The following is a 23,842-nucleotide window of genomic DNA, read 5'->3' as shown; positions in this document are numbered from 1 at the left end:
TCAAATCCATATGATATAGCTGTTTAAATTCATCATCTTGAACAATTTATACTCAAGTTTATAATGAACTAATTAGAATAAATTGTTAATTAATTCTATGTCTTCATCAGAAAGTCGGTTATCAATCTGATGTGAAGAATAATGGGGATTATTTAAAGGAAATTTATTGGATTGAAGAGTGTCTATCACGATTTTTCTTACTTCCTCTTGCCAATTTGAGGATCCCTCCATATCCGCTTTTATTAATCTGCAGATATATTCGCTGATGTTCTCTTTACGTTTTTTCATTTCTATTAAATAGAGATAAACATCTTCGTATTTTTCCTTGAAACTGATGGAAATCTTACGCTTTGCCATTTGTCTTCGCCTCTAATATCGTTAGGAATGTAACAACAACATTAGCAAATTGAGCGTCAGGAGCAATCATTGCGAATGGGAGATATTGCTTAATAGCTTCTTTCAACAGAAGGCTTCCTTCGCCCAAGAAATGACAAACTTATTAGCAAATGAAATATAATTTCGAAAAAAAGCAGTTCCTTTATTTGCTATATGCAAACAAAGGGACTGCTTTTTGTTTAACTGCGCATGTTATGAATATCGATTTACAAAGTTAAAAATTAATTGAGAAAGAATATCCTGTATCTTCAGGTGGGGGAATTTCTGTTGACATATTTTAACGAACTGATTGTACAGATCATCGGAAATTCGGAAATTTTTCGTCGAAATTTTGGAAGACGTGTTGAAAATACGTTTATCGATAAAGAAATCCTCTTTATTTTCGTATTGTTCAATTATCGACTTTAGTGTATGAAAGTGATCTTTAATATATGTGAGTTCGTTATTGTCAGTGTTGATTGAATTAGGAGAAATTTGGCTTTCGTCCCTTATAAATTTGTAGTATTGATTTTCACGCTTGATATAGACGTAATCATCTTCCTGCATCAATTTCGTAAAAGTAGAGTAGTTTATATTGAAGTAATCTGCAACTTTTTGTAAATCAAAACCTTCCTTTTTGAGTAGTTCGTTGACGATTTTTACACGTTCTTTGCTACTCATTGCTAATAAGTTGTCTTTGTTCATGTATACGCCTCCTTTCTTTTTGTGTTGCTATATTATAGATTTTTATTTTATGTTTATAACTCTATTAATGTTATATAATCAATTTATTTTTCGGTAAAAAATAATTGACAGATATCTTACTCAAGAGTTATAATAAAATTTTTATTTACTTATAAAATCAGGTGTGGTATATTTGTGGTATATTAACTTGGAAGGAGACTTTACAATCAATGAAACAAAATAAAAATGAAAGTAAGGGAATATATGCATTTGCAAACAAAATTTATGAACTTCGAAATGAGAAACAGATGGACTACTTTGAATTGTCACGAATTACAGGCATTAATGATGTGGAATATTTATCGAAGTTAGAAAGTGCCAGCATAATAAATCCATCTGCTGGTAAAATAATCAGAATTGGACAGGCGTTAGAAGCAGATATTTTCGAGTTATTGAGTTTGGCAAAAAACTGTGAAGAAAATGAAGGAATTCAATTAAGAATCGAAGTAGATAACGGAACGATTTCCTTCATACTAGATTTTGGGGATGATATAAATGGGTTTAATGTCTTTACAAGAAGTGTTAGAAATGCGTTGTTTTTGGTAAAACGAGGTGAAACCATTTTTGCAAATAGCACAGATGTATTTCTTAAAAGGAATGTACACGAAGAAGTTTACGATGATTATCACGAACAAATTGCTGTCAATGTGGTTGAATACCGTGAAAAAGATTATTTAATTCTCGACTTTAATAGTTTTTTTGTAGTTTTCCCTCTTTCTTCCGCTTATAAAGACGAAATAATAAAAGCAGTTCAACAGAATGACATACAAGTACATATTCAATTTACAGTAATGATGCAAGAAAAAACGGAAACCTTGGCGGAACGCCTTTGTCTGTATTCGCAAGGTGAAGTAGTTGGATCAAGGGTATTTAGAGTAGAAAGTATATATAAAATCAATGATCATATTAACGTTAATACAGTTACAATGTAATATTGGACAGAAAACGAGTAAAGAATAGAAAAAGGAGATAAATTTGTTAGATTTACAGGAGGTTTTGTGTTATCTGGTTATTTCAAAAAAGGGAACGTCTAAAACATTTAATAGGGATACAAATTTCAACAAAATTGAGTCCTGTACTGTTGTAAAGTTAATTAGCTGCCTCTCCCTAGGCAATGTAGTACGCAGTTTGAATTAGTAAGGTAATACTAGGCTAAAGACTGAAAGGTTTCTTTTTAGTTGTAGTAACATTCAATGTATCTCAAGAAAATCGCTTGTGTGTCACTTCTTTTCATGTAAGGTTGATACAGATAAGGTATGTAACGATTCGATATAAATGTCGTCGGAACAGTTCTTCTTGTCTTGGCATGCTGAATTGAAAGTGACACTTTTGTAACATTTATTGATAATCATTGGATGTATGTTGACTTCTATGATCCGAAAGGTGAGTAAATTCTCTCTACTGGATTGTTACTGTTTAACATTTTCATGACTAACTCTTTTGCTATTAAGTATCGTCAAATGAACTTTGGAAAGAGATGTTCTTCATGAAAGAAGCATACTCACACTTTCTCATTTATTACGTTGGTGACTCAAGCTAAGTTTTGGAATAATCTGTGAAACCGATAGAAATGAGTCGGTTTCTTTTTATTTATTAAAGAAACGCTAATATAATGTAGAATCATTTGCATATATGATCTTTTTTGTTTAACGAAGCAGGTTATCAAATAATCTATGTTCTAGTAGGGAACCTGAAAGTGAAATGTAAAGTAAAGGCTTTGGAATAAAACAAGCTCGAACCGTTTTTCTGTTAAATAAAAAAATACAATAAAGTGACTTGGCAGGTCACCAAATTTTTTTATTGGGTTTTATATAATGGAAATCGAATTGAAAAGCAAAAGTGAAGGGAGGTATCTATTATGATGGTAACGGCTATGAAAAGCAAAATCGGCTTGGTTACGAACTCATTTATTCCAGTGCCCCTGAATGACGTTGTCATGGAGATCGTGGAGGGAATAGGTAATCTAAGAAATGCAGCTGAACCGTCTTCGCAACTATTTTTCAATGAATTAGTGGTTTGTACGCAAAAGAATAACAAAATTTCTATCGCTGTGACAGACAAACTTAACGTAAATGATATTACAGAGATTAAAAAACTCATTCGTCCTTCTCAAATTCAATTGCTTATATATATTTTGTTTTCATGGAGAAGACATCAAAACAAAGAATTCATATTCAACGTAGGGGAGTATTTCTCACTAAAAGGGATAAGAAGAAGGGCGGAGAACATGAAACGCCTGCGAGAAGATTTAAGTATTTTATCATCCATAAACATTGAAATAGTTGGAAGAAAAAAGGGAAAAGAATATCAGGTATATGGAAATTTGTTAACCTTCGATATGATAGGACGAGATATTTACATTCAATTAGGTACATGGATTGATAACTTGGATCCCCACCCTTTCACCCTCATTAACCAAAACTTCTTCATTCCTCATTACAAAAACCACATTCCACTAGTTATGCTTTCTCTGAAATTTGCTCAGTTGTGTAAGTTAAATGCAAAAAAAGCATCTGGCGAACTAGTTGTACATCACGACACATTATTGAAATTTTTGGGTATTACCCATCAACAAATTAAAAAGCAAGGTTATTCTTACTATGTAGAAATGTTTTCTTCCATGTTTTATCAATTAGCGTTTGAGGGATATGAAATATATTTTTTAACCGATATTCATGATTATTTCTCGTTTTTAAATGCCAAAGTGGCATATAAAAATACTAGACTAAAAGAATACTATGAATCGATGTAAACCATTTTTCCTAATGCAATGGTTTATACACTTTATTAGGAATTTCTATACACTCCTCTAGGAAATGGATACACTGTGATAGGAGATATTTTCAGGAAATACAGTATTTATCAATACCTTTAGGGAATATTTTCTTCTTAATAGATTTAATAAAAAATAATAGAATGGCAAGAGCATTTTAAAATAGCTCTTGCCATTCAGAAAAAACATTAAATTCATTTAGAACAATTAAGAAAGGGAGGTTTCCTTGCTTAATGAGTTTTTTTGATCCATCCCTAATCGAAGAAGCGAAACATAGAGTAGACATTCTTAGCTACATCGAGAATGCTACATGTACAAAAGCTAAAAAAGTGGGGAAACAGTATTTTATTAATCCTTGTCCTTTCTGTGGTAGAAGGGATCACTTTGTTATTCGTCCTGATGAGCGTTATTTTAAATCGTTTAGTTGTGATCACAAAGGGGATATTATTAATTTCATGGAACAGTATGAAAATCTTTCTACAGCTGATGCAATATAAAAATTAATGAACATGGCAGGTATATCATCTTATCTCTCCTATACGGGAGAAAAAAATTCATTGACTAAGAAAAATAAAACGAAAGGAGATGTATCATCCATGACGGTAGAGATCAATTTTAATGAATTAATTAATCATCTACATCGAAATGTTGAACAAACAGATTATTTCCGTAAACGTGGACTTTCAGAAAACATTGTTAAAAAGTATAAGCTTGGGTACTCAGCAAATGGAATGAATGATGCGATCCAGCTCAGTACAGCACTAAATGAGAGACCTAGTGATGTAATGAAGGCATTTAAATATTTTTTACCGATTTGGGATGAAGACAATGTTTGCCGATATTTTATTTCAAGAGTGGATGAACAAAGCGTACCAGAAGGAAAAAAAGTAAACAAAACACACAATCTGAAAGGATATCGTGTTAAGTTATTTAATGAACGTTATCTCAAATCTTGCAATTCTAATCTCATTTTTGTTGTAGAAGGTATTTTTGACGCACTATCTATTGAAGAATTTGGATTTTATGCTATTGCGTTGAATAGCGTTAGTAATGCAGATATGTTGATGAAAAAGATAGTCGAACAACGCAATAGTATAGAGGACAAGGCATTTGTGCTAATTCCTGACAATGATACCTCAGGAGAGAAGCTTGCTACTTTTATGAAGAAAAAAGCGGAGGAAGAAGGCATTGAACTTCGAGTGTTCCATTTACCTTCTAAATATAAGGATGTGAATGAATTCCTTGTTGACGATAGAAAAGGATTGGAAAGTTTTCTTAAAGAAATTGAGAAGCGGATTAAGAGTGAATGGGAAAAGCACTTTGTTGCGGCTTATTTAGATGATTTCGTTAAGGAAATAACGGAAAATTCATTGAAACCCATCTCAACAGGTTTTCAGGAGTTAGATAAGGTGTTGGGGGGAGGGCTTGTACCAGGTCTTTATGTATTGGGAGCAGCAACTTCTTTGGGAAAGACCGCATTTGTACAACAAATTAGCGATTATATTGCCTCCACTCATATTCCTGTTCTCTATTTCTCACTCGAAATGAGTAAAAAAGAATTAATTAGTAGAAGCCTCTCACGACAAACATTCCTCATTTCTCCTCGTAAAGCTTACACTTCACAAGATATTCTGCTTGGGAAGATTCCTCAAGAAGTTCTTATGGAAGCTTTAAGTAACTACAAAATTATCTCACATAATATGGCTATTATTGAAAGCCCATTTGATTCAGATGTGTTATCTATTCGCAACATCGTTAAGGAATATAAGACAAAATGTGACCGATTGGTTGTAGTGGTTGATTATTTGCAAATATTAATGTCCCCCAAAGGAAAAAGCTTAAGCGATAAGCAATTAGTAGATTATAACGTAACTCAGTTAAAAAAGATTAGCCGAGATTTCGATGTTCCCCTTATTGTTATTTCATCTTTCAATAGAGCACATTATGTACATTCTGTTAGCTTTGAAAGTTTTAAAGAAAGCGGAGGAATTGAGTATTCTGCGGATGTGGTGTGTGGCTTGCAGTTTAAAGATATTGATAAAGCTGCAAAAAACGAAGAAGCAAGGAGGGATTTAATTAATCAATGGAAAGCCAAAGAAATACGAGATATGGAACTCGTGATTTTGAAGCAGCGAAATGGAATTGGATATGCCAAAATTCCATTTTACTATCAATCGAAATTTAACTATTATATTCCTGCTGTAAAATAAAGGGAAGGATTTGCTTCCCCTTCCCTTCAAACACGTCAAGTCATATTTATTCGATGGAGAAAAGAGTAGGTTGATTATAGTTTACTAAGTATTCATCTATTGTAGTGATGCAATAAATCCCCTTTTCAATGAAAAATCCTATAATAGATTCAAATACAGATACGTCTCTAGCAAGACTATAACCAGCTTTTCTCAGCAGCTTTTCCGTTTCTTCCAAGTTTAGTTTTAAAGCTATAGCTATACAAAGGAGTTTGGCTTTGGATGGCTGCTTGATTTTCCCTCTAACAAGTTTATGCCAATATTCCTTCGAAATTCCTGCATCTTGAAGATCTTTGTGGCTTGCTTGCTTTTTTTCGAACATTGATTGGACAAATTCCTCAAGAGTTTCTGCATTTTCAGCTTTCTTAACACTTTTTTCTAATTCAAATATTTCCATGCTACTAAGTGAATGTCCAAAAACGATAGAGGGGCGATCTTTTGTTAGGGTGTCGGAGTCATCAGGAATATGTAATGCTTTAACTAGCTGAATAATGGTATTGTTCTTTAAGAACAAATCTAATTCTCTTTCTAGGGAAAGTTTATCCATTAGATTTGTCCCTCCTACATTTTTAAAAAATAATGCTAAAGTGACCTGTCAGGCAACCCGAAAAGGGTTGTTGTCTATATACAATAAAATCGTAAAACGAAATAACTAAATTTTCAATATAAGGAGCATTCCTGTTAGAAGTTTTTTCGGGGACTTGAATAAAAAAAGCCCTCTTGGTATGATTCGGGGGTGTCAATCGCACGAATTGACCCCTAATTTGGATACCAAGGAGGACTATACATGAATTCTATCTCAAACAAGAAGATTAATCAAGTCACCGATCAAACGCTGGTGGTTGGGATGGATATTGCAAAGAAAAAACATTATGCCTGCTTTGTGGATGAGCGAGGGAGGGTGTTAAAAAAGCCGTTTCCCGTTCTGCAATCGAGAGAAGGATTGGAATGGTTGTACCAGTGCATCGTGGAAGCCATGAAGGAATTTGGAAAAACCGAGGTGATCGTTGGCATCGAGCCAACGGGACATTATTGGCTGAATCTCGCCTATTTTCTTGATGAGAAAGGCATCCCTCTCGTCATGACAAACCCGATGCACGTGAAGCGATCCAAAGAGCTGGACGATAACCTTCCAACCAAGCATGATGCGAAAGACGCGCTCGTCATTGCCCGGTTAGTGAAAGACGGCCGATTCAGCTATCCGCGTATTCTGAAAGGGATGGAGGCGGATCTGCGCGTGGGAGCGACATTTCGCTCCAAATTGGTGGAAGAACAGGGAGCGATTCGAAATCAAATGATTCGCTGGCTTGATCGATATTTTCCGGAGTTTTCCCAAGTCTTCCCGTCATTTGGGAAAATGGCGCTCGCGGTGCTGGAATATACGCCATTTCCGGGTGATCTGGCAGGAAAAGAACTAGAAGAGGTGCTGGCCCTTTACCGGCAAAGTGAGGGATTACAATCGCCACAAAAGCCGAAAGCGAAGAAGTTGATGGAATTGGCCCAACACTCCATTGGCGTAACGGAAGGACAACAGATGGCCCGTATCGAAATTGCCACGCTTGTCCGCCGGTACCGCCAGCTGGAAAAAGAGATCGAGGCATTGACAGAACAGCTGATTGAACTAGTTCAAACCTCCGTCGAATACGAATGGCTGAAGACCGTTCCGGGCTTAGGCGATGCGACCATCGTAGAACTGTTATCAGAGATCGGGAGTTTCTCCCATTATCAGGATCCGCGGCAGCTTATCAAATTAGCGGGCCTGACGCTGCGGGAACATTCCTCCGGCCAACACAAAGGGCAAAAACGGATCTCCAAGCGTGGAAGAAGGCGGTTGCGCGCCCTTCTGTTCCGGGTGATGATGCCGATGATCCGTCACAACGAAGCGTTTCGGCAGCTGCACGACTATTACACGACACGTCCTGATAATCCGTTGCGGAAGAAGCAATCCATTGTAGTGTTATGCGGAAAATTACTGAAGGTACTGCATGCGGTGTGTACGAAACGACAGGCGTTTGACGTGAAGCGAATGATGCAGGACATCTTTGGCCTCGAAACGGCTGCTTGATGCCTATAGTCTGGATTCTCTAGACAACAAGGATGACACGGAGAAGCTGGCGCGATATCATCCATTCGACCTTGAGTCCCTAAAGGAGCTTAGCCGGCCTCTGCCTGATGACTAGACCGAACGAAGGAATGTAGGCACAAGGATGCCAAGAGACATGGGAGGGTTCGTCATCATCAGCGATGCAGAGATCCACGGTGCATCCCATACGCTTCCTCTACTACAACCAAATTTAACCAGTAGTGGCCGCGAAGCGTACCCAGTCAATGTAAGATATACACATATTTAAGAAATAATGTTAGAAACTTTGTCGAAAAATATTTTTTTGACACCCCTGAAACGGCTACAACCGTTGATATATCAACATTTATAGAGGGAGGTTTATACCATGGAGAATAAGAAAAGATGGTGGATGAATGGACTCAATCAATATAGTAAAACTGTAAGAAAATATGCTTTCTTATGTTTGTTTTCAATGATTTTTGGCAGTAATTTAACGTTCTATACATACTTTAATCTCACTGATAAAACAATAAGTTATTTAGTTGGTTTGCTAAGTGTCGTTATTTTTAGCTGGTCTTTTTTAAAATATAGGAACAATGCTGTTACTGAATTTAATCAAAAAACATTAGTAATTAACGGTTAATGTTATTGAAGCAGTGAAAGCGATACTTCAATACTGGTATCGTTTTTCTTGTTCCGCTAACAGGCAGCATTTAATCTTCGTTTCATGAGTGTTAAACTAACAGTCAGGTTGGCTGAAAAAGGCAAAGTTTAGTTCCTGAACGACTTCATTGATGATATGCTGTTGATAAATGAAATAAATGGAAAAGAAGGTGTGCGAATTGCTTGGAATAACTGGTTACGGAGTTTATTTACTTATGGCCATATTAAGCACTGACACTATGTATATTATTAGCCGAAGTATATCACAAGGCAGAAAAGCAGGCATTTACTCTGTACTTGGAATTTCAACGGGTTCTTTCATCCATACTTTATTAGCTGCCTTTGGTTTATCTATTATTTTGAAACAATCTATTGTGTTATTTACCGCAATTAAAATAATGGGTGCTGCTTACTTGATTTATCTTGGTATAAAAATGTTGTTTCAAAAATCATTACTAAAATTCGAACCCTCTGCATTACAGCATTTGGAATTAAGAAAGATATATATGCAGGGAGTCATAACCAATGTTACAAATCCAAAAGTAGCTTTATTCTTTATTTCTTTTCTTCCACAATTTATTATTACAAACAATCCTTACGGTCCCATTCCCTTTATTATTTTAGGAATTTCATTTATTACTACAGGTACTCTTTGGTGTTTAATCATTGCATATTTTGCTTCACTCGCTACCGAAAAACTAAGAGAAAATACAAAGATAGCAGACCTATTGAACAAATTAACGGGGATTATTTTTATAGGGTTAGGTATAAAATTACTTCAAACAAAAGCGTCTCAATAAACTTTAAGCAGGATTACTTTTATTATAAGGCTCCCCTGAAAACAAGCGGTATACAAAGATATGAACCGAATAGTATGGGCAATACAGCTTATTTTAATGCATCGCTGTACCAAAAAGCTGTCATGAGTGTCTCTGTTAAAGAATGTTGTTTTTCTTATTAAACTAACGAGGCGGTTTAGTTTAATAAAAGAAAAAGATAATCCAAGTGAAAATAGAATACAGGCATAAGGAAAGGAATGGGATATAGTGTGGAAAAGCACTTTAAAGAAGCGCATCGCTTTAGCAGCCATAATAGAAAAGATTTAGAAAAGGATACTATATGTGGTTGCTTTTATTGTTTAAAAATTTTTAGCCCTACTGAAATTACGGAGTGGTGGGATGATGAAGACACTGCAGTTTGTCCTCATTGTGGAATTGATTCTGTTATAGGGGAGAGTTCTGGATTTCCAATTACAAGAACGTTTTTAAAAGGGATGTATGATGAATGGTTTTAGTATACAGACTTGTTAATAAATAATAATCAAAGGGCGGTACTTTTTGAAAAACACACAAGAATCAGTATATATCAACAGTACTTTATTCACAGTAGGTCAACAATTATTTACCAATTGACAATATAAACTGTAATAATTATTATTACAGTTAGGAGGAAGGTTCATTATGAATAGCGACTTTTCGATTGCCGTTCACTGCGTTGCTTACCTGGCCCAAAAACAAAGCCAACGAGTGACCAGTGAAGACATTGCCCAAAGTGTTTCTGTCCATCCAGCAAGATTAAGGAAAATTTTGAGCATATTAAGGAAAGAAAATATTATTACTTCTAAAGAAGGGGCAAAAGGCGGATTCACTTTAAACGATCTGCCTGAACATATTACGTTAGACAAAATATTTAAAATCACTAGTGAGGAAACGCTTGTACCGAAGTGCCCTGATTCCAATGAGAATTGTCCAATAGGTAGAAACCTATCGAATATACTCATTCGCGTTTTTCACAATGCGGAAGAACACTTTTTAAACTATTTAAAACTCACATTTCGCACCCTCTCGACGAAAATCGGGAGGATTTTTTCGTTCCGATGTCGAATGAATCCTTGACACACAAGGAACGTAAAGGAGTTTTTCACTTATGAACGTTCAAGTCAAAAAGGTCTATCGCAATTCTTATTTGAATATAATAAGTGCCCTATTCAAGAAACTGGGTCTGCCTCAATTGATTGACCATCTCGTGCCCGTCGATCCGCAGTGCCAAACGCGAGTCAGCGATGCCGTTCAGGCCATCCTCTACAATGTGTTTGACGGCCGGCAAGCCCTTGTTCACTTGGAACATTGGGCTCAGGAGGTCGATTGTGAGAAACTCATCCGTCCCGATCTCCATCCTTCCTGGTTGAACGACGATGCGTTGGCCCGTCATCTCGATCGCCTGTATGAGGCTGGCATTCACAACGTCATCAGCACTTGCTTGATTCATATTTATCGAAAAGAAGGCCTTTCCCTCCGAGCCTTCCACGCCGATACGACGGACAAGACCGTTTACGGCGCGTATGAATCGGCCTCGTTAGAGGCCTTACAAATCACACATGGCTACAACCGCCATCATCGTTGGCAAAAACAGATCGGTTTCGGACTGGTCGGCAACGAGGACGGCATCCCGTTTTACGGCGATGTGCACGATGGCAACCTGCCCGATAAAACATGGAATCCCGAGGTGCTGTCTCGTGTCCATGAACAGCTGAAGCAGGCCAAAATCGAAGACGAATGGATTTACGTGGCCGATTCCGCCGCGATGACGAAAGAGACCCTGGCGCAAACCAAAGCGGCCAACGCCTTTTTGATCACCAGAGGCCCTTCGTCGCTCCGGATCGTGAAAACCGCGCTGGCCGAAGCGGATGCTGAGGACACGACGTGGAGCGATCCCTTTACGTTGGCGGAGAGAAACGGCGCCACGTACCGGGTATGGGAAACGGCCTCGACGTATGAAGGCCACCCCGTTCGGCTGATCGTTGTTGAATCGAGCGCGCTCGACCAGCGAAAAGGAAAGACGCTTGAAAAAGAACGAACCAAAGAAGCGGAGCTTCTTCGCGAGGAACAAGCCCGTTGGGAGCGTCACCCCTTCTCCTGCCGGGAAGATGCCGAACAAGCCTTGGCGTCCCTCAAGGCGTCCCTTCGCCCCCGGTTTCATCGGGTTGAGGCCGCGGTCGAAGAGATCGTACGCCTGAAAAAACGGCGCGGACGGCCGAAAAAAGGGGCGGAACCCGAGGTGGAGACGCTGTATTTCTTGCACCTTGACGTCGAATTCGACCAAGACGCGTGGGAACAGGCGAGACGGAAAGCGTCCCGGTTTGTCCTTGTCACGACCGTTCCGAAGGAATGGAAGGGCCAACCCATGGATGCCCAAGAGATCTTGAAGCTGTATAAAGGGCAGATCTCGGTGGAAATGAACTTCGCTTTTTTGAAAGATCCGTTTTTCACGGATGAGATTTACGTCAAAAAACCAGAACGGGTCGCAGTATTAGGCTATTTGTTTCTGTTGGCCTTGGCTATTTACCGCGTTTTTCAGCGCCGAGTGCGTCAGTTTATTACTCCAGAACACCCGTTGAAGGGTCCTGGAGGCCGCAAGCTGACCCGGCCGACGGGACAGGCGATTTTTCAGCTGTTTCAATATGTGAACGTCGTCCTGTTCAAGCTGCCGGATGGGCGCATCCAACGCTCACTGGATCGCTCCCTTACCCCTGATCAGCGAAGGATTCTGCAGGGATTGGGCATGGATGAGAGCATCTACGTGTAACGTGATACGGAACGACCAGCGATGGTAAAAAAAGGATTGCCATCGCTCGTTGTGTTGGTCAAAAAGTTATTCTGAAAAACTAAATAAAAAATCCTTTGTTTTGACCTTGTTAGGGTGCGAAATGTGAGTCAAAAACTTTTTGAAGAATTATTTACCGGCACAGCCCGGGGAAATTCGTTCACTCAATGGAGAAGTGCTAGGTACTCATGATGGGTTGATGTACTACACGATTGGCCAACGAAAAGGACTTGGAATCGGTGGCAGAGGAACAGGTGAACCTTGGTATGTCGTCGATAAAGATTTAGAAAACAACGTTTTACTCGTCGCTCAAGGCAAGAATCATCCTGCACTGTTTTCTACCGGTCTTATTGCATCCAACATTAGCTTTATTAATGGGGATGTTCGTCCATGTACATTTGCATGTACAGCTAAATTTAGATACCGTCAAGAAGATCAGAAGGTAACCGTTCATATTCGTCCGAATGGAACGGCTTTTGTGGAATTCGAAAAACCAGTTAAAGCCGTTACTCCAGGACAAGTAGCGGTATTTTATGACAATGATGTTTGTCTTGGCAGTGCGATTATTGACGAAGTGATAAAAATGGATGTTTCCACTGCCACTGTTACATCTTAAAACGATATAGACAACTACACTATTTGATAGATATGGGATGACCCTCTGTATACACGCTATCTTGTCAGGAATAATCAGTGTTGCGATGAGTAATAAATCTAGGGTATTTTTATTGGCTATCAATACAAAGAATAACTACAAAACATCATACTGAATCATCTTTAAGATATTTTACGTTTTAATAGCAGGTAGGCTTTTCTAGATGAAACAGAATTAAAAAACAATTGGAAGGTAGATGTCGAAATGGAAAAATTCAAAAATCACAAAGGGTATTCACGCATGTATCAAGAAAACAAACTAACTTTGGGATTGTTCTTTCCGATTGAATCGTATATGGGTGACGTCCCTGAGATGAATATAGAAAAGCAAATGAAGTTAGCAAAGCGAGCAGAAGAACTCAATTTCGCTTCATTATTTGTGAGAGATGTACCGTTACGTGATCCCAATTTCGGTGATGTCGGGCAAATGTATGATCCGTTTACGTATTTAGGGTATGTTGCTGCGAACACAGAAAAGATTGCCTTAGGAACGGGAAGTATTATTTTAACGTTGCGCCATCCTCTTCATGTCGCTAAAGCGGCAGCTTCTGTAGACAGATTATCTGGTGAAAGACTTATTCTCGGTGTCGCAACAGGTGACCGTCCAATCGAGTTCCCAGCATTCTCTGTGAATCCAGAAGATCGGAGCGAATTATTCCGAGAATCAGTGTCTGTTATGAGAAAAGTATGGCGCGAGCATTTTCCTGCCATTGACTCTTTACGAGTGCATATGACAAGTGGAGATCTTTTGCCAAAACCGAAATTGTCAGACATACCAGTAATGGTGACAGGTCACAGTGGACAGTCTCCAGAATGGATTGCTGAACATAGTGATGGCTGGATTTACTATCCACGTGCACTCAAATTTCAAAGAGCATTAATCGAGAATTGGCGTTCGTTAACAGAGGAATTTAAGCCATTTACCCAATCGCTTTATGTGGATTTAGCGGAAGACCCATATCATGTGCCAATACCGATTCATCTTGGATTCCGTACGGGGCGCGTTTTCCTTATCGAATTTCTTGAAGCTTTACAAGATGCAGGTGTGAACCATGTCATCATCAACTTAAAATATGGCCAACGTCCAGTAGAGGAAGTGATCGAAGAATTAGGTGAATTTGTGCTTCCACATTTTCCGGCTTTATCATGATGAGAGACAATCCATTTGGTTGATAACCTTTAAAACCGTAAACATAAGAAAGGGAGGATATGGATGAAAGTTTTGGTCATTGGCGCTAATGGACAAGTAGGTCAACAAGTGGTGAACATGCTTCATGCGCATGAACGACACACCGTTCGTGCGATGGTTCGAAAACAAGAGCAATTGGAGGTTTTTCAGAAAAAAGGAATTGAAGCGGTACTCGCTGATCTTGAGGGTACTGTCGATGAAATTGCCGAAGCAGCCAAAGGTTGTGACGCGATCGTATTCTCCGCTGGTTCAGGTGGACACACAGGTCCAGATAAAACGTTGCTTGTCGATTTAGACGGTGCTGTAAAAGCGATGGAAGCTGCAGAAAAAGTCGGAATTAAACGATTTGTCATGGTGAGCTCGTTCCAAGCCCACAACCGTGAGAACTGGCAGGAAAACCTTAAGCCTTATTATGTCGCCAAACATTATGCTGATCGTATGTTAATGAATAGCGGTTTAAATTATACGATTATTCGTCCTGGTTATCTTCGTAATGAAAAAGGTACTGGGTTGGTTACTATAGCAGAAAACTTAAATGGTGGGAGCATTCCACGTGAAGATGTAGCAAGAACAATCGTTCAATCTCTTGATGAACCAAATACGTATAAAAAAGCATTCGATTTAATGTCAGGGGATACAGAGATTGCTGAAGCATTGAAATCATTGTAATGAAGCATTCATTGAGAGGGGGAATTTGGAAATAAAGCGTTCCGTGATATGGAACGTAGACTTGAGGCACACCCACATTGGGCGGATTTAAAATTAACTCCATAAAAGATAATTACGGGTATCTTACGTTAAAATGACCACTTTTTTAGGTGGTCTTTTTTTATTCGATGAACGTATAAATTATTTCTATAATCTTACAATTACCAACAACTTGCTCGCCAATTTATGAAAAGGATTATAAAAATGGAGTGTCAAAAATGTAGTCAGTTTACACTCCATTTCGCATATCATTTCACTGTTTTGTACCTGAAATTTGTATTTCAAAAACTTAGCAAAGCAAATGAATGAAGGTTTGAAGAAAATATAAATAAAATCCCCTTCAAAAGCGCAGCTTTGAAGGGGATTTTTTATTTTGCTTAAAATAAATAAACTGGGAAGACCCCCGTTTTCACGAAGTAAGCGGGAGATGAATCGGCAACGTCCTTGGAGGGTGATGTCTCTCGAATGTACAATGAGGATCCATAAAGCATGCCGATTTCGCTGCTATTACTTGACTCACACCCTTTCAGTTCAGGAATTGACAGTAAATAAATATGGTGATATATTACGTTCATAAAACATATTAATCCAATATGATTTATATGTTTTATATCATTATAGATTCATTCAATCTATCTAAGGAACTGAATCAATGAATCTTCAGCAGCTGTGTTTATTCTTAAAAAAAGTAGGTTTGGAACAAATTTAACATAAGGAGAAAGTGTATGATGCCATTCAGTTATGTATCCCATTTGTACTGTCCGAAGTGCAAAAAAACATATGGCACAAATGAAAAGCATCAGCTATGCGAGTGCGGTTCGCCTCTGCTTGTCGCGTACAATCTTGACGCATTACGTAAAGACCTGAAGCCTGAAATTATCGCAAACAGAGAGCCTAACTTATGGCGGTACCACGAGTTATTGCCCGTAGAAAATCCTGAGCATATCGTTTCTTTAGGAGAAGGCATGACTCCGCTTGTTCCTATGCCTCGACTTGGTAAAGACATGGATATCGAGCAGTTATATATGAAAGACGAAGGGATAATTCCGACAGGCACCTTTAAAGCGAGGGGAGCAGCTGTTGGCATATCAAAAGCAAAAGAACTGGGAGTCAAAAAGTTGGCTATGCCGACGAATGGAAATGCAGGAGCAGCATGGTCGCTTTATGCAGCTAGGGCAGGAATTCAGGTGACTGTTGTCATGCCAGTGGACGCTCCTGCGATTACAAGGAACGAATGCGCTATCGCTGGAGCCGAGCTTTACTTGGTAAACGGTTTAATCAGTGATGCGGGAGCCATAGTCAGCAAAGCAATCCAGGAGCGAAACATGTATGACGCCTCTACGCTCAAAGAGCCTTACCGTATTGAGGGAAAGAAAACGATGGGATTGGAGATAGCGGAGCAATTCTCCTGGGAACTCCCTGATGTGATTTTATATCCGACCGGAGGAGGTGTCGGGCTAATAGGAATTTATAAGGCACTGAAAGAATTGCAGGCTCTTGGATGGGTGCAAGGAAAGATGCCAAGGCTGGTGGCTGTACAGGCGCAAAATTGTGCTCCAATTGTAAAAGCCTGGAACGAAAAGAAACAGGTATCGGAATTTTGGCCAAACTCTTCGACTGTTGCTTTTGGGATTAATGTGCCGAAAGCTTTGGGGGACTTCCTCGTATTGGATGCTCTGTATAAGACAGATGGGTGCGCGATTGCTGTAGAAGACGATGCCATCATTCATGAGCAACGAAACGTTGCTCGTCTCGAGGGGGCTTTTATTTGTCCGGAAGGGGCTGCTGCGTTTGTAGCTGCACGTCGTCTGCGCGAGAGGGGATGGATTCGCAAGGGAGAAAGAGTTGTCGTTCTTAATACGGGAATTGGATTGAAATATACGCATACCGTGGATATCGAGGTGCCAATTCTGCAACCAGGTGATCATTTACCTGAGAGGAGAGATTATTCTTGAAAATTAAAAGGAGAAAGGGTTGAACTAGACTTCTTAAGTTTTTACTCTAGTTTTGCAACACTATCTTTTTTAGAAAGTTTAGAAAAGTGAATTGACATTTATAGATTTTAGGAGTAAATTTTTTGTATATAGAACTAAACCTATTAGTTTAGTAGGTAAAATAAAATCTGGCACACTTCAACTAAAGGTATCTTCATCTTTATTCTTTATGCCAAGAAAATAGATGTCTCTTCTTTTGAAAAATTTTTATCAAGATTACATTTAGAAGGGAGAAAATGATTATGTCAAATGAAAGAAAGCTTCAACCTGAAACGTTAGCGGTGCATGCGGGGCAAGTGCCAGATCCTACAACTTTATCAAGAGCAGTACCGATTTATCAAACAAGCTCGTTTGTATTTAATGACAGTCAGCATGCTGCCGATTTGTTTAGCTTAAAAGAAGAAGGTTATATTTATACGAGAATTATTAATCCAACGACCGATGTATTTGAAAAACGGGTTGCTGCTCTTGAAGGCGGTGTGGGGGCGCTTGCGCTTTCATCCGGTCAAGCAGCTGTTTTTTATTCCATCATCAATATTGCTTCAGCTGGAGATGAAATTGTTTCTTCGTCAAGCATTTATGGCGGAACGTATAATTTGTTTGCTCATACGCTGCCTAAATTCGGAATTACCGTTAAATTTGTGGATTCCACCGATCCGAAAAACTTTGAACGGGCGATTACAAACAAAACAAAAGCCTTGTTTGCTGAAACAATCGGAAATCCAAAATGTGACGTATTAGATATCGAAGCCGTTGCGGAAATTGCTCATCATCACTCTATTCCGCTAATTGTGGATAACACCATTCCTAGCCCGTATTTACTTCGTCCAATTGACTTTGGCGCGGATATTGTTGTGCATTCTGCAACAAAGTTTATTGGAGGGCATGGAAATTCAATCGGTGGAATTATTGTCGATAGTGGAAAGTTTGACTGGGAGAAGAGCGGAAAGTTTCCGGAATTCACCAAACCAGATCCAAGCTATCATGGCCTAATTTATACAGAAGCTGCCGGAGAAGCTGCCTATATTACGAAAGCACGCGTCCAACTGCTTAGAGATCTTGGTGCGGCATTGTCACCATTCAATTCATTCTTATTCTTACAGGGAATTGAAACTTTACATTTGCGTTTAGAACGTCATAGCCAAAATGCTTTAGAGGTAGCGAAGTTTTTAGAAAAAGAGGAAGCCGTTGAATCAGTAAGCTACCCTGGTTTAGAAAGCCATCCTTCTTATGAGTTAGCGAAAAAGTATTTACCAAAAGGGCAAGGTGCTATCGTAACATTTGAAATTAAAGGCGGCGTTGAAGCAGGGAAAAAATTAATTGATTCTGTTCAACTATTCTCACACTTAGCCAATATTGGCGATTCTAAATCATTAATTATTCATCCTGCTAGCACTACGCATCAGCAATTGAGCAGTGAGGAACAATTAGCTGCTGGCGTTACGCCAGGACTTATTCGTTTATCTGTTGGTACAGAGGCAATTGATGATATTATATATGATCTAAAGCAAGCGATCAAAGCTAGCCAAACTGTAACTTCCATTGTGAAGTAGGCTTTTTCAGTTTTATAAATATACCTATTTTGAGTTCAATCGAGTGACGATTAGACCGCCTTTGCCAATGGCATGGCGGTCTTTGTCATTGTCCGTTGTTCTTTTTGTGAAGAAACGCCTTTCCATAGCTGCCGTGGTCATGAAACATGGCGTGTTCCACTTGGATGGTGGTATGCTTAATGCCGTATTTTTCGTTTAGCATATCATTGATGGCTAAGATGACGCAAAACGGCTGAATGTGTTCGTTGATAAAAACGTGCGCGGTTAGCGAATAATGGTCGGTGGAAACGGCCCATAAATGCATGTCATGCACATCTTCGACGCCTTCGACTTGGTGAATGTCCTTGCGAATTTGTTCAAGGTCAAACTGATCAGGGACGGCTTCCATTAAAATGAGATAGGATTCGCGAATAATCTTCGCCCCGCCTGTAAAAATGATGCCAGCGATAATAATGCTGATGAGCGGATCGAAGAAATAAAAGCCGGTCAAGTAAATGAGCACTGCCGAAATAATCACGCCGATCGAGCTGAGTAAATCGCCGATAAAGTGCCATAAGGCGCTTTTAATATTTAAATTTTCTTCTTCTTTTGTGCTGCGGCTCAGGACGATGGTCAATACGAGATTTACGATGAGTCCAATCGTTGAAATCGTCAACATCAAGCGAAAGTCGATTGGCTCAGGAGAAATAAACCGCTGAATCCCTTCCCAGAGAATTCCAATAGCAATAACGGTTAACGTAAGTCCGTTTAAAAAGGACGTAATGATCTCAAAGCGCAAATAACCAAAGGTAAAACGTTGATTGGGCGGACGTGTCGCGAGGTAAAGGGCGACCATACTAAGTCCGAGCGCCAATACGTCGGATGCCATATGAGCGGAGTCGGAAAGCAGCGCTAAAGAATTGGACAGCAGTCCCCCGACAATTTCCACAATCGTAAAAAACAATGTTAATCCAAGAGTAATCCAAAGTGTTTTTTTCGATTGGTTTTGTGTTTTGACATGTGGAAGATGATGGTAATCGTATTGGATTGGTGGCATAGTACACCTCTTTTTTTATAATAATTACCCGTGGTGCTAGTTGAGTTTTAACACTCAACTAGCCCAAGAACAACAAGGGAGTAAGCCAGTAAAATACCATCCAGCGCCGTTTCAAATCCAGAAACCGAGTTCGCTCGAATCTCGGTGATCCGATACGAATCGACTAAAATCGAAAACACGGTTTCCACCACTTTACGTTTTCGCTTCATCCACTGTTTCCATGCGTCCGATTGGCGAATTCGCTGATTTTTTCGAACGGGCGTCCAAAAAGCGACCCGGTGCTCTTCGTACAGCTTCTTTTGCAGCTTTTGGCTGATATACCCTTTGTCACCGAGGTTATACGGATGTGGAATTTGCGTCATGACGGTTTCAGCGGCCACCCGGTCGTGACAAGACGCTTCGGTGACAACATATCCCATCGGAAGCCCTTGGTCGGTGACCTGCAGGTGAAGTTTCAACCCATAGAAAGTGATCCTTTTGGAAGCACAATAGCCAATATCGGCAATTCCACGGAATCGTTTGACGCGATGCATTCGAGCTGAATGACACAGCTCGATCGGCAAGCTGTCCACGACCGCATACGCATGGTGTTGCCCGCGCTTGGCCAACTGGTGTCGAATCCACTTGATCGCAAAGCTAAGCGCTCGGCAGCGACGGTTGTACCGAGAACGCTCAGGGAACAAGGCCTTGGGAAACAAATTCCCAATCACAAACCGGTGCCAAGCCCGTTCGGAAGTGAAGCCCAACAACTTTCCAAGGACATGGATGGTGATGATGACTTCGTCTTTCTGTTTCAACAAATGACGATTTCGACGTTGAAGATGAATCTGGATACTCGATAGTTGAGCCGATACAAAAAGCAAAATCGATGCATATTGTTTTTGAAGTTTGACACGATCTGTTGTAAAATGAAAGTGCTCTTGCATGGGAACTTCTCCTTTTGATGTTTGGTTGCACTTTCATTTTAAGGAGATCCTCATGCAAGGGCTATTTTTATGCTTGTCTGATTTTATCTAGCACCACGGGTATATATTATAATATAGTTCTTAGCAATGGTGCAAAAAATTTTTTTGTCGAATGGAAAATATCAAATGTTGAATATTGTCAAAAAGTATAAAATTCTTTATCAAGGAATTTATCCACGTTTGTAGAATATAAGTAACATACTGTAAGAACCTTTAGGAAAGGATGCGATACTAATTGATTGCCGTCAGCCCTACTGATTTAGAAATTTACTTGTTTCATGAAGGCAGCTTATATAAAAGTTATGAACTGTTTGGCGCCCATGTCATTAAACAGGATGGAATGGTTGGAACGCGTTTTTGCGTATGGGCTCCAAATGCCCGTGAAGTGCGATTAGTCGGCAGTTTTAACGAATGGAACGGAACTAATTTTCATTTTATCAAAATCAGCGATCAAGGTGTATGGACCATTTTTATTCCCGAAAATTTAGAAGGGCATTTATATAAATATGAGATCATTACTAAGAATGGGAATGTTTTGTTAAAATCCGACCCTTACGCATTTTACTCCGAATTGCGTCCTCACACCGCCTCCATTGTCTACAATATGAAAGGATATCGATGGAAAGATCAGGCCTGGCAGCGGAAAAAGCAGCGAAAGCGAATTTATGAACAGCCTTTGTTCATTTATGAGCTCCACTTTGGTTCATGGAAAAAGAAAGCGGACAGCAGTTTTTATACATATCAAGAGATGGCGGATGAGTTAATCCCGTATGTGTTGGAACATGGATTTACTCATATTGAGTTGCTTCCGCTTGTTGAGCATCCGCTCGACCGTTCTTGGGGGTACCAAGGAACGGGGTATTATTCGGCAACGAGCCGCTACGGGACTCCGCACGATTTGATGCATTTTATCGATCGTTGCCATCAAGCGGGGATTGGTGTCATTCTTGATTGGGTTCCTGGCCATTTTTGCAAAGATGCCCACGGGCTATATATGTTTGACGGTGCTCCCGCCTATGAATATGCCAACATGCAGGACCGGGAAAATTACGTATGGGGAACGGCAAACTTTGACCTTGGCAGGCCGGAAGTCCGCAGTTTTTTGATTTCCAATGCGTTATTTTGGATGGAATATTTCCATGTGGACGGATTTCGCGTAGATGCCGTCGCCAATATGTTATATTGGCCAAACAGTGATGTGCTATACAAAAATACGTATGCCGTGGAGTTTTTGCAAAAATTAAATGAAACGGTATTCGCCTATGATCCGAACATATTAATGATTGCCGAAGATTCAACAGACTGGCCTCGTGTGACGGCTCCGACGTATGACGGCGGATTAGGGTTCAACTACAAATGGAACATGGGCTGGATGAACGATATTTTGACATACATGGAAACTCCGCCGGAACAGCGCAAATATGTGCACAATAAAGTAACGTTTTCCCTTTTGTACGCGTATTCGGAAAATTTCATTTTGCCTTTTTCCCACGATGAAGTGGTGCACGGCAAGAAGTCGCTCTTAAATAAAATGCCGGGATCCTATGAGGAAAAGTTTGCGCAGCTGCGGTTATTGTATGGGTATTTGTTGGCGCACCCTGGCAAGAAACTGCTGTTTATGGGCGGGGAATTCGCGCAATTTGATGAATGGAAGGACCTCGAGCAGCTTGATTGGATGCTTTTTGACTTTGATATGCACCGCAATATGAATCATTATATGCAGCAATTGTTAAAATGCTATAAGCGTTATAAGCCTCTCTATGAACTAGATCATTCTCCAGACGGATTTGAGTGGATTGATGTGCATAATGCCGAACAGAGCATTTTTTCCTTCATTCGACGCGGAAAAAAAGAGAACGATTTGCTTGTCATTGTTTGTAATTTCACAAATAAAACATACCACGATTATAAAGTTGGTGTCCCGTTGTTTACGACATATCGGGAAATCCTCAACAGCGATGCCGCCGAGTTTGGGGGATGGGGAAACGTCAATACAAAACGGGTTGCAGCGATCAACGAGCCGTTTCATGGAAAACCGTATCACGTTCGGATGACGATTCCGCCGTTTGGCATTTCTATTTTACGGCCAGTGAAAAAACGAGGGGAGAGAAAAAAGAATGAGGAAGAAAAAATGCATCGCCATGTTATTGGCCGGAGGGCAAGGTAGCCGTTTATGTTCTTTGACGAAAAACATTGCGAAACCAGCCGTTCCGTTTGGCGGCAAATATCGGATTATTGATTTTACCTTGAGCAACTGTACCAATTCAGGCATTGATACGGTCGGAGTGTTAACACAGTACCAGCCGCTTCTTCTCCACTCTTATATCGGCATCGGCAGCGCTTGGGATTTGGACCGGAGAAATGGCGGCGTTACCGTTCTTCCACCGTACTCGGTATCATCTGGTGTGAAGTGGTATGAGGGAACGGCCAATGCGATTTATCAAAATATCAATTATATTGAACAATATGATCCTGATTACGTGCTAGTGTTATCAGGAGACCATATTTATAAAATGGATTATCGCAAAATGCTGGACTATCATATTGCGAAACAAGCGGATGTAACCATTTCCGTCATCGAAGTGCCGTGGTCGGAAGCAAGCCGGTTCGGCATTATGAACACAAATGAACAAATGGAAATTATCGAATTTGAGGAGAAACCGGCGAATCCAAAAAGCAATCTCGCTTCGATGGGGATTTATATTTTTAATTGGCCGCTTTTAAAGAAATATTTGCGAATTGACAACGCCAATCCGCATTCGAGCCATGATTTCGGCAAAGATGTGATTCCGTTATTGCTTCGTGAGAAAAAGCGGCTTGTTGCTTATCCGTTTAAAGGCTACTGGAAAGATGTCGGCACAGTGAAAAGTTTATGGGAAGCGAATATGGATTTGCTGGACGAAGGAAATCAACTAAATTTATTTGATCGTTCATGGCGGATTTATTCTGTCAATCCGAATCAGCCGCCACAATACATTTCCGATGAAGCCATTGTCATTCATTCGCTTGTGAACGAGGGATGTATGGTAGAAGGGAATGTCGAACACTCCGTATTGTTTCAAGGTGTTCATATTCGCAAGGGAGCGGTGGTGAAAGATTGCGTGATTATGCCGGACGCGGTGATTGGCGAAGGGGTATATATCGAAAGAGCGATCGTGCCGCCGAATATCGAAATTCCGCCGCACTCGGTTATTTGCCCGGATGATGTTCTCCTTGTTACAGAGGAATGGTTAAAAGAACAGAACGTGGAAAATATGCAGAAAGGATGAGC

The 23,842-nt window shown here is 39.8% G+C and carries 21 protein-coding genes and 1 pseudogene; 17 read left to right on the top strand and 5 right to left on the bottom strand.

Annotated features, from left to right (window positions below; genetic code table 11):
* Positions 1-72: 72 nt before the first annotated feature.
* Together BDD39_RS12095 and BDD39_RS12090 are read right to left on the bottom strand one after the other, a co-directional pair.
* Positions 73-357 carry a hypothetical protein gene (locus BDD39_RS12095; protein ID WP_166910993.1) on the bottom strand — a complete coding sequence of 95 codons (285 nt, stop codon included), beginning with the start codon at positions 355-357 and terminating at the stop codon, positions 73-75.
* Between the two features lie 231 nt (positions 358-588).
* The gene (locus tag BDD39_RS12090; RefSeq protein ID WP_166910991.1) at positions 589-1,080 is read right to left on the bottom strand and encodes a hypothetical protein; all 492 of its coding nucleotides are present in this window, start codon (positions 1,078-1,080) and stop codon (positions 589-591) included.
* Positions 1,081-1,289: 209 nt separating this feature from the next.
* Between BDD39_RS12090 and BDD39_RS12085 the strand changes: the two genes are divergently transcribed.
* The 4 genes from BDD39_RS12085 to BDD39_RS12070 all read left to right on the top strand — a co-directional run bounded on the left by BDD39_RS12085 (position 1,290) and on the right by BDD39_RS12070 (position 6,102).
* Complete coding sequence (locus tag BDD39_RS12085; RefSeq protein ID WP_166910989.1) at positions 1,290-2,051, top strand: helix-turn-helix domain-containing protein; 762 nt, start codon at positions 1,290-1,292, stop codon at positions 2,049-2,051.
* A 926-nt stretch (positions 2,052-2,977) separates the two neighbouring features.
* The gene (locus tag BDD39_RS12080; RefSeq protein ID WP_166910987.1) at positions 2,978-3,871 is read left to right on the top strand and encodes a hypothetical protein; all 894 of its coding nucleotides are present in this window, start codon (positions 2,978-2,980) and stop codon (positions 3,869-3,871) included.
* A 254-nt stretch (positions 3,872-4,125) separates the two neighbouring features.
* Positions 4,126-4,389, top strand: coding sequence for a CHC2 zinc finger domain-containing protein (locus tag BDD39_RS12075; RefSeq protein ID WP_166910985.1), 264 nt, complete (start codon positions 4,126-4,128; stop codon positions 4,387-4,389).
* Positions 4,390-4,488: 99 nt separating this feature from the next.
* A complete protein-coding gene (locus BDD39_RS12070; RefSeq protein ID WP_166910983.1) occupies positions 4,489-6,102 on the top strand; it encodes a DnaB-like helicase C-terminal domain-containing protein in 1,614 nt (537 codons plus the stop codon).
* Between the two features lie 46 nt (positions 6,103-6,148).
* On the opposite strand, the gene BDD39_RS12065 is transcribed toward BDD39_RS12070, so the two are convergent.
* Positions 6,149-6,688, bottom strand: coding sequence for a hypothetical protein (locus BDD39_RS12065; protein WP_166910981.1), 540 nt, complete (start codon positions 6,686-6,688; stop codon positions 6,149-6,151).
* A 240-nt stretch (positions 6,689-6,928) separates the two neighbouring features.
* Here BDD39_RS12065 and BDD39_RS12060 point away from each other — a divergent pair, with 240 nt between their 5' ends.
* From BDD39_RS12060 to BDD39_RS12010, 11 genes and pseudogenes are all read left to right on the top strand, one after another.
* Positions 6,929-8,206 carry an IS110 family RNA-guided transposase gene (locus tag BDD39_RS12060; protein WP_166910266.1) on the top strand — a complete coding sequence of 426 codons (1,278 nt, stop codon included), beginning with the start codon at positions 6,929-6,931 and terminating at the stop codon, positions 8,204-8,206.
* Positions 8,207-8,591: 385 nt separating this feature from the next.
* Positions 8,592-8,849, top strand: a complete 258-nt coding sequence (locus tag BDD39_RS12055) for a hypothetical protein (RefSeq protein WP_166910979.1) — start codon at positions 8,592-8,594, stop codon at positions 8,847-8,849.
* Positions 8,850-9,048: 199 nt separating this feature from the next.
* Positions 9,049-9,669 (top strand): LysE family translocator, encoded by a 621-nt coding sequence (locus BDD39_RS12050; protein ID WP_208404389.1) that lies wholly within the window; start codon positions 9,049-9,051, stop codon positions 9,667-9,669.
* Between the two features lie 248 nt (positions 9,670-9,917).
* On the top strand, positions 9,918-10,163 hold the full coding sequence (locus BDD39_RS12045; RefSeq protein ID WP_166910975.1) for a cytoplasmic protein: 246 nt from the start codon (positions 9,918-9,920) through the stop codon (positions 10,161-10,163).
* Positions 10,164-10,329: 166 nt separating this feature from the next.
* Positions 10,330-10,764, top strand: a complete 435-nt coding sequence (locus tag BDD39_RS12040) for an RrF2 family transcriptional regulator (protein ID WP_166910972.1) — start codon at positions 10,330-10,332, stop codon at positions 10,762-10,764.
* Between the two features lie 31 nt (positions 10,765-10,795).
* Entirely contained in the window at positions 10,796-12,454 is a 1,659-nt protein-coding gene (locus BDD39_RS12035; RefSeq protein ID WP_015863777.1) for an IS1634 family transposase, read from the top strand.
* A gap of 130 nt (positions 12,455-12,584) precedes the next feature.
* A pseudogene (locus BDD39_RS12030) lies at positions 12,585-13,088 on the top strand (tRNA methyl transferase PRC-barrel domain-containing protein); the annotation flags it as partial.
* Between the two features lie 243 nt (positions 13,089-13,331).
* Entirely contained in the window at positions 13,332-14,276 is a 945-nt protein-coding gene (locus BDD39_RS12025; RefSeq protein ID WP_166910970.1) for an LLM class oxidoreductase, read from the top strand.
* A gap of 63 nt (positions 14,277-14,339) precedes the next feature.
* Entirely contained in the window at positions 14,340-14,984 is a 645-nt protein-coding gene (locus BDD39_RS12020; RefSeq protein WP_166910968.1) for an SDR family oxidoreductase, read from the top strand.
* 767 nt (positions 14,985-15,751) lie between these two features.
* Complete coding sequence (locus BDD39_RS12015; RefSeq protein WP_166912399.1) at positions 15,752-16,978, top strand: threonine synthase; 1,227 nt, start codon at positions 15,752-15,754, stop codon at positions 16,976-16,978.
* A 281-nt stretch (positions 16,979-17,259) separates the two neighbouring features.
* Positions 17,260-18,570, top strand: a complete 1,311-nt coding sequence (locus tag BDD39_RS12010) for a homocysteine synthase (protein WP_166910966.1) — start codon at positions 17,260-17,262, stop codon at positions 18,568-18,570.
* An 85-nt stretch (positions 18,571-18,655) separates the two neighbouring features.
* Here the strand turns inward: BDD39_RS12010 and BDD39_RS12005 are convergent, their stop codons facing one another.
* Both BDD39_RS12005 and BDD39_RS12000 read right to left on the bottom strand, forming a co-directional pair.
* Positions 18,656-19,606 (bottom strand): cation diffusion facilitator family transporter, encoded by a 951-nt coding sequence (locus tag BDD39_RS12005; RefSeq protein ID WP_166910964.1) that lies wholly within the window; start codon positions 19,604-19,606, stop codon positions 18,656-18,658.
* 47 nt (positions 19,607-19,653) lie between these two features.
* Positions 19,654-20,532, bottom strand: coding sequence for an IS982 family transposase (locus BDD39_RS12000; protein ID WP_166907142.1), 879 nt, complete (start codon positions 20,530-20,532; stop codon positions 19,654-19,656).
* Between the two features lie 274 nt (positions 20,533-20,806).
* Here BDD39_RS12000 and glgB point away from each other — a divergent pair, with 274 nt between their 5' ends.
* Positions 20,807-22,738 carry a 1,4-alpha-glucan branching enzyme gene (gene glgB, locus BDD39_RS11995; protein ID WP_166910962.1) on the top strand — a complete coding sequence of 644 codons (1,932 nt, stop codon included), beginning with the start codon at positions 20,807-20,809 and terminating at the stop codon, positions 22,736-22,738.
* Positions 22,689-23,840 carry a glucose-1-phosphate adenylyltransferase gene (locus BDD39_RS11990; RefSeq protein WP_166910960.1) on the top strand — a complete coding sequence of 384 codons (1,152 nt, stop codon included), beginning with the start codon at positions 22,689-22,691 and terminating at the stop codon, positions 23,838-23,840. Before glgB ends, BDD39_RS11990 begins: the two co-directional genes overlap by 50 nt.
* The last annotated feature ends 2 nt before the right edge of the window (positions 23,841-23,842 follow it).

Origin of the sequence: Saccharococcus thermophilus, from assembly GCF_011761475.1 — a bacterium.
In the GTDB taxonomy this organism is placed as follows: domain Bacteria; phylum Bacillota; class Bacilli; order Bacillales; family Anoxybacillaceae; genus Saccharococcus; species Saccharococcus thermophilus.
This window is presented reverse-complemented; position numbering and strand designations above follow the sequence as displayed.

Excerpts from the sequence above, each read along its gene's own strand:
- BDD39_RS12055 (WP_166910979.1), top strand. The coding sequence starts at position 8,592 with ATGGAGAATAAGAAAAGATGGTGGATGAATGGACTCAATCAATATAGT.
- BDD39_RS12035 (WP_015863777.1), top strand. The coding sequence starts at position 10,796 with ATGAACGTTCAAGTCAAAAAGGTCTATCGCAATTCTTATTTGAATATA.
- BDD39_RS12060 (WP_166910266.1), top strand. The coding sequence starts at position 6,929 with ATGAATTCTATCTCAAACAAGAAGATTAATCAAGTCACCGATCAAACG.
- BDD39_RS12005 (WP_166910964.1), bottom strand. The coding sequence starts at position 19,606 with ATGCCACCAATCCAATACGATTACCATCATCTTCCACATGTCAAAACA.
- BDD39_RS12080 (WP_166910987.1), top strand. The coding sequence starts at position 2,978 with ATGATGGTAACGGCTATGAAAAGCAAAATCGGCTTGGTTACGAACTCA.
- BDD39_RS12065 (WP_166910981.1), bottom strand. The coding sequence starts at position 6,688 with ATGGATAAACTTTCCCTAGAAAGAGAATTAGATTTGTTCTTAAAGAAC.
- BDD39_RS12020 (WP_166910968.1), top strand. The coding sequence starts at position 14,340 with ATGAAAGTTTTGGTCATTGGCGCTAATGGACAAGTAGGTCAACAAGTG.
- BDD39_RS12010 (WP_166910966.1), top strand. The coding sequence starts at position 17,260 with ATGTCAAATGAAAGAAAGCTTCAACCTGAAACGTTAGCGGTGCATGCG.
- BDD39_RS12085 (WP_166910989.1), top strand. The coding sequence starts at position 1,290 with ATGAAACAAAATAAAAATGAAAGTAAGGGAATATATGCATTTGCAAAC.
- BDD39_RS12075 (WP_166910985.1), top strand. The coding sequence starts at position 4,126 with ATGAGTTTTTTTGATCCATCCCTAATCGAAGAAGCGAAACATAGAGTA.
- BDD39_RS12040 (WP_166910972.1), top strand. The coding sequence starts at position 10,330 with ATGAATAGCGACTTTTCGATTGCCGTTCACTGCGTTGCTTACCTGGCC.
- BDD39_RS12090 (WP_166910991.1), bottom strand. The coding sequence starts at position 1,080 with ATGAACAAAGACAACTTATTAGCAATGAGTAGCAAAGAACGTGTAAAA.
- BDD39_RS12000 (WP_166907142.1), bottom strand. The coding sequence starts at position 20,532 with ATGCAAGAGCACTTTCATTTTACAACAGATCGTGTCAAACTTCAAAAA.
- BDD39_RS12015 (WP_166912399.1), top strand. The coding sequence starts at position 15,752 with ATGCCATTCAGTTATGTATCCCATTTGTACTGTCCGAAGTGCAAAAAA.
- BDD39_RS12025 (WP_166910970.1), top strand. The coding sequence starts at position 13,332 with ATGGAAAAATTCAAAAATCACAAAGGGTATTCACGCATGTATCAAGAA.
- BDD39_RS12070 (WP_166910983.1), top strand. The coding sequence starts at position 4,489 with ATGACGGTAGAGATCAATTTTAATGAATTAATTAATCATCTACATCGA.
- BDD39_RS12095 (WP_166910993.1), bottom strand. The coding sequence starts at position 357 with ATGGCAAAGCGTAAGATTTCCATCAGTTTCAAGGAAAAATACGAAGAT.
- BDD39_RS11990 (WP_166910960.1), top strand. The coding sequence starts at position 22,689 with ATGAGGAAGAAAAAATGCATCGCCATGTTATTGGCCGGAGGGCAAGGT.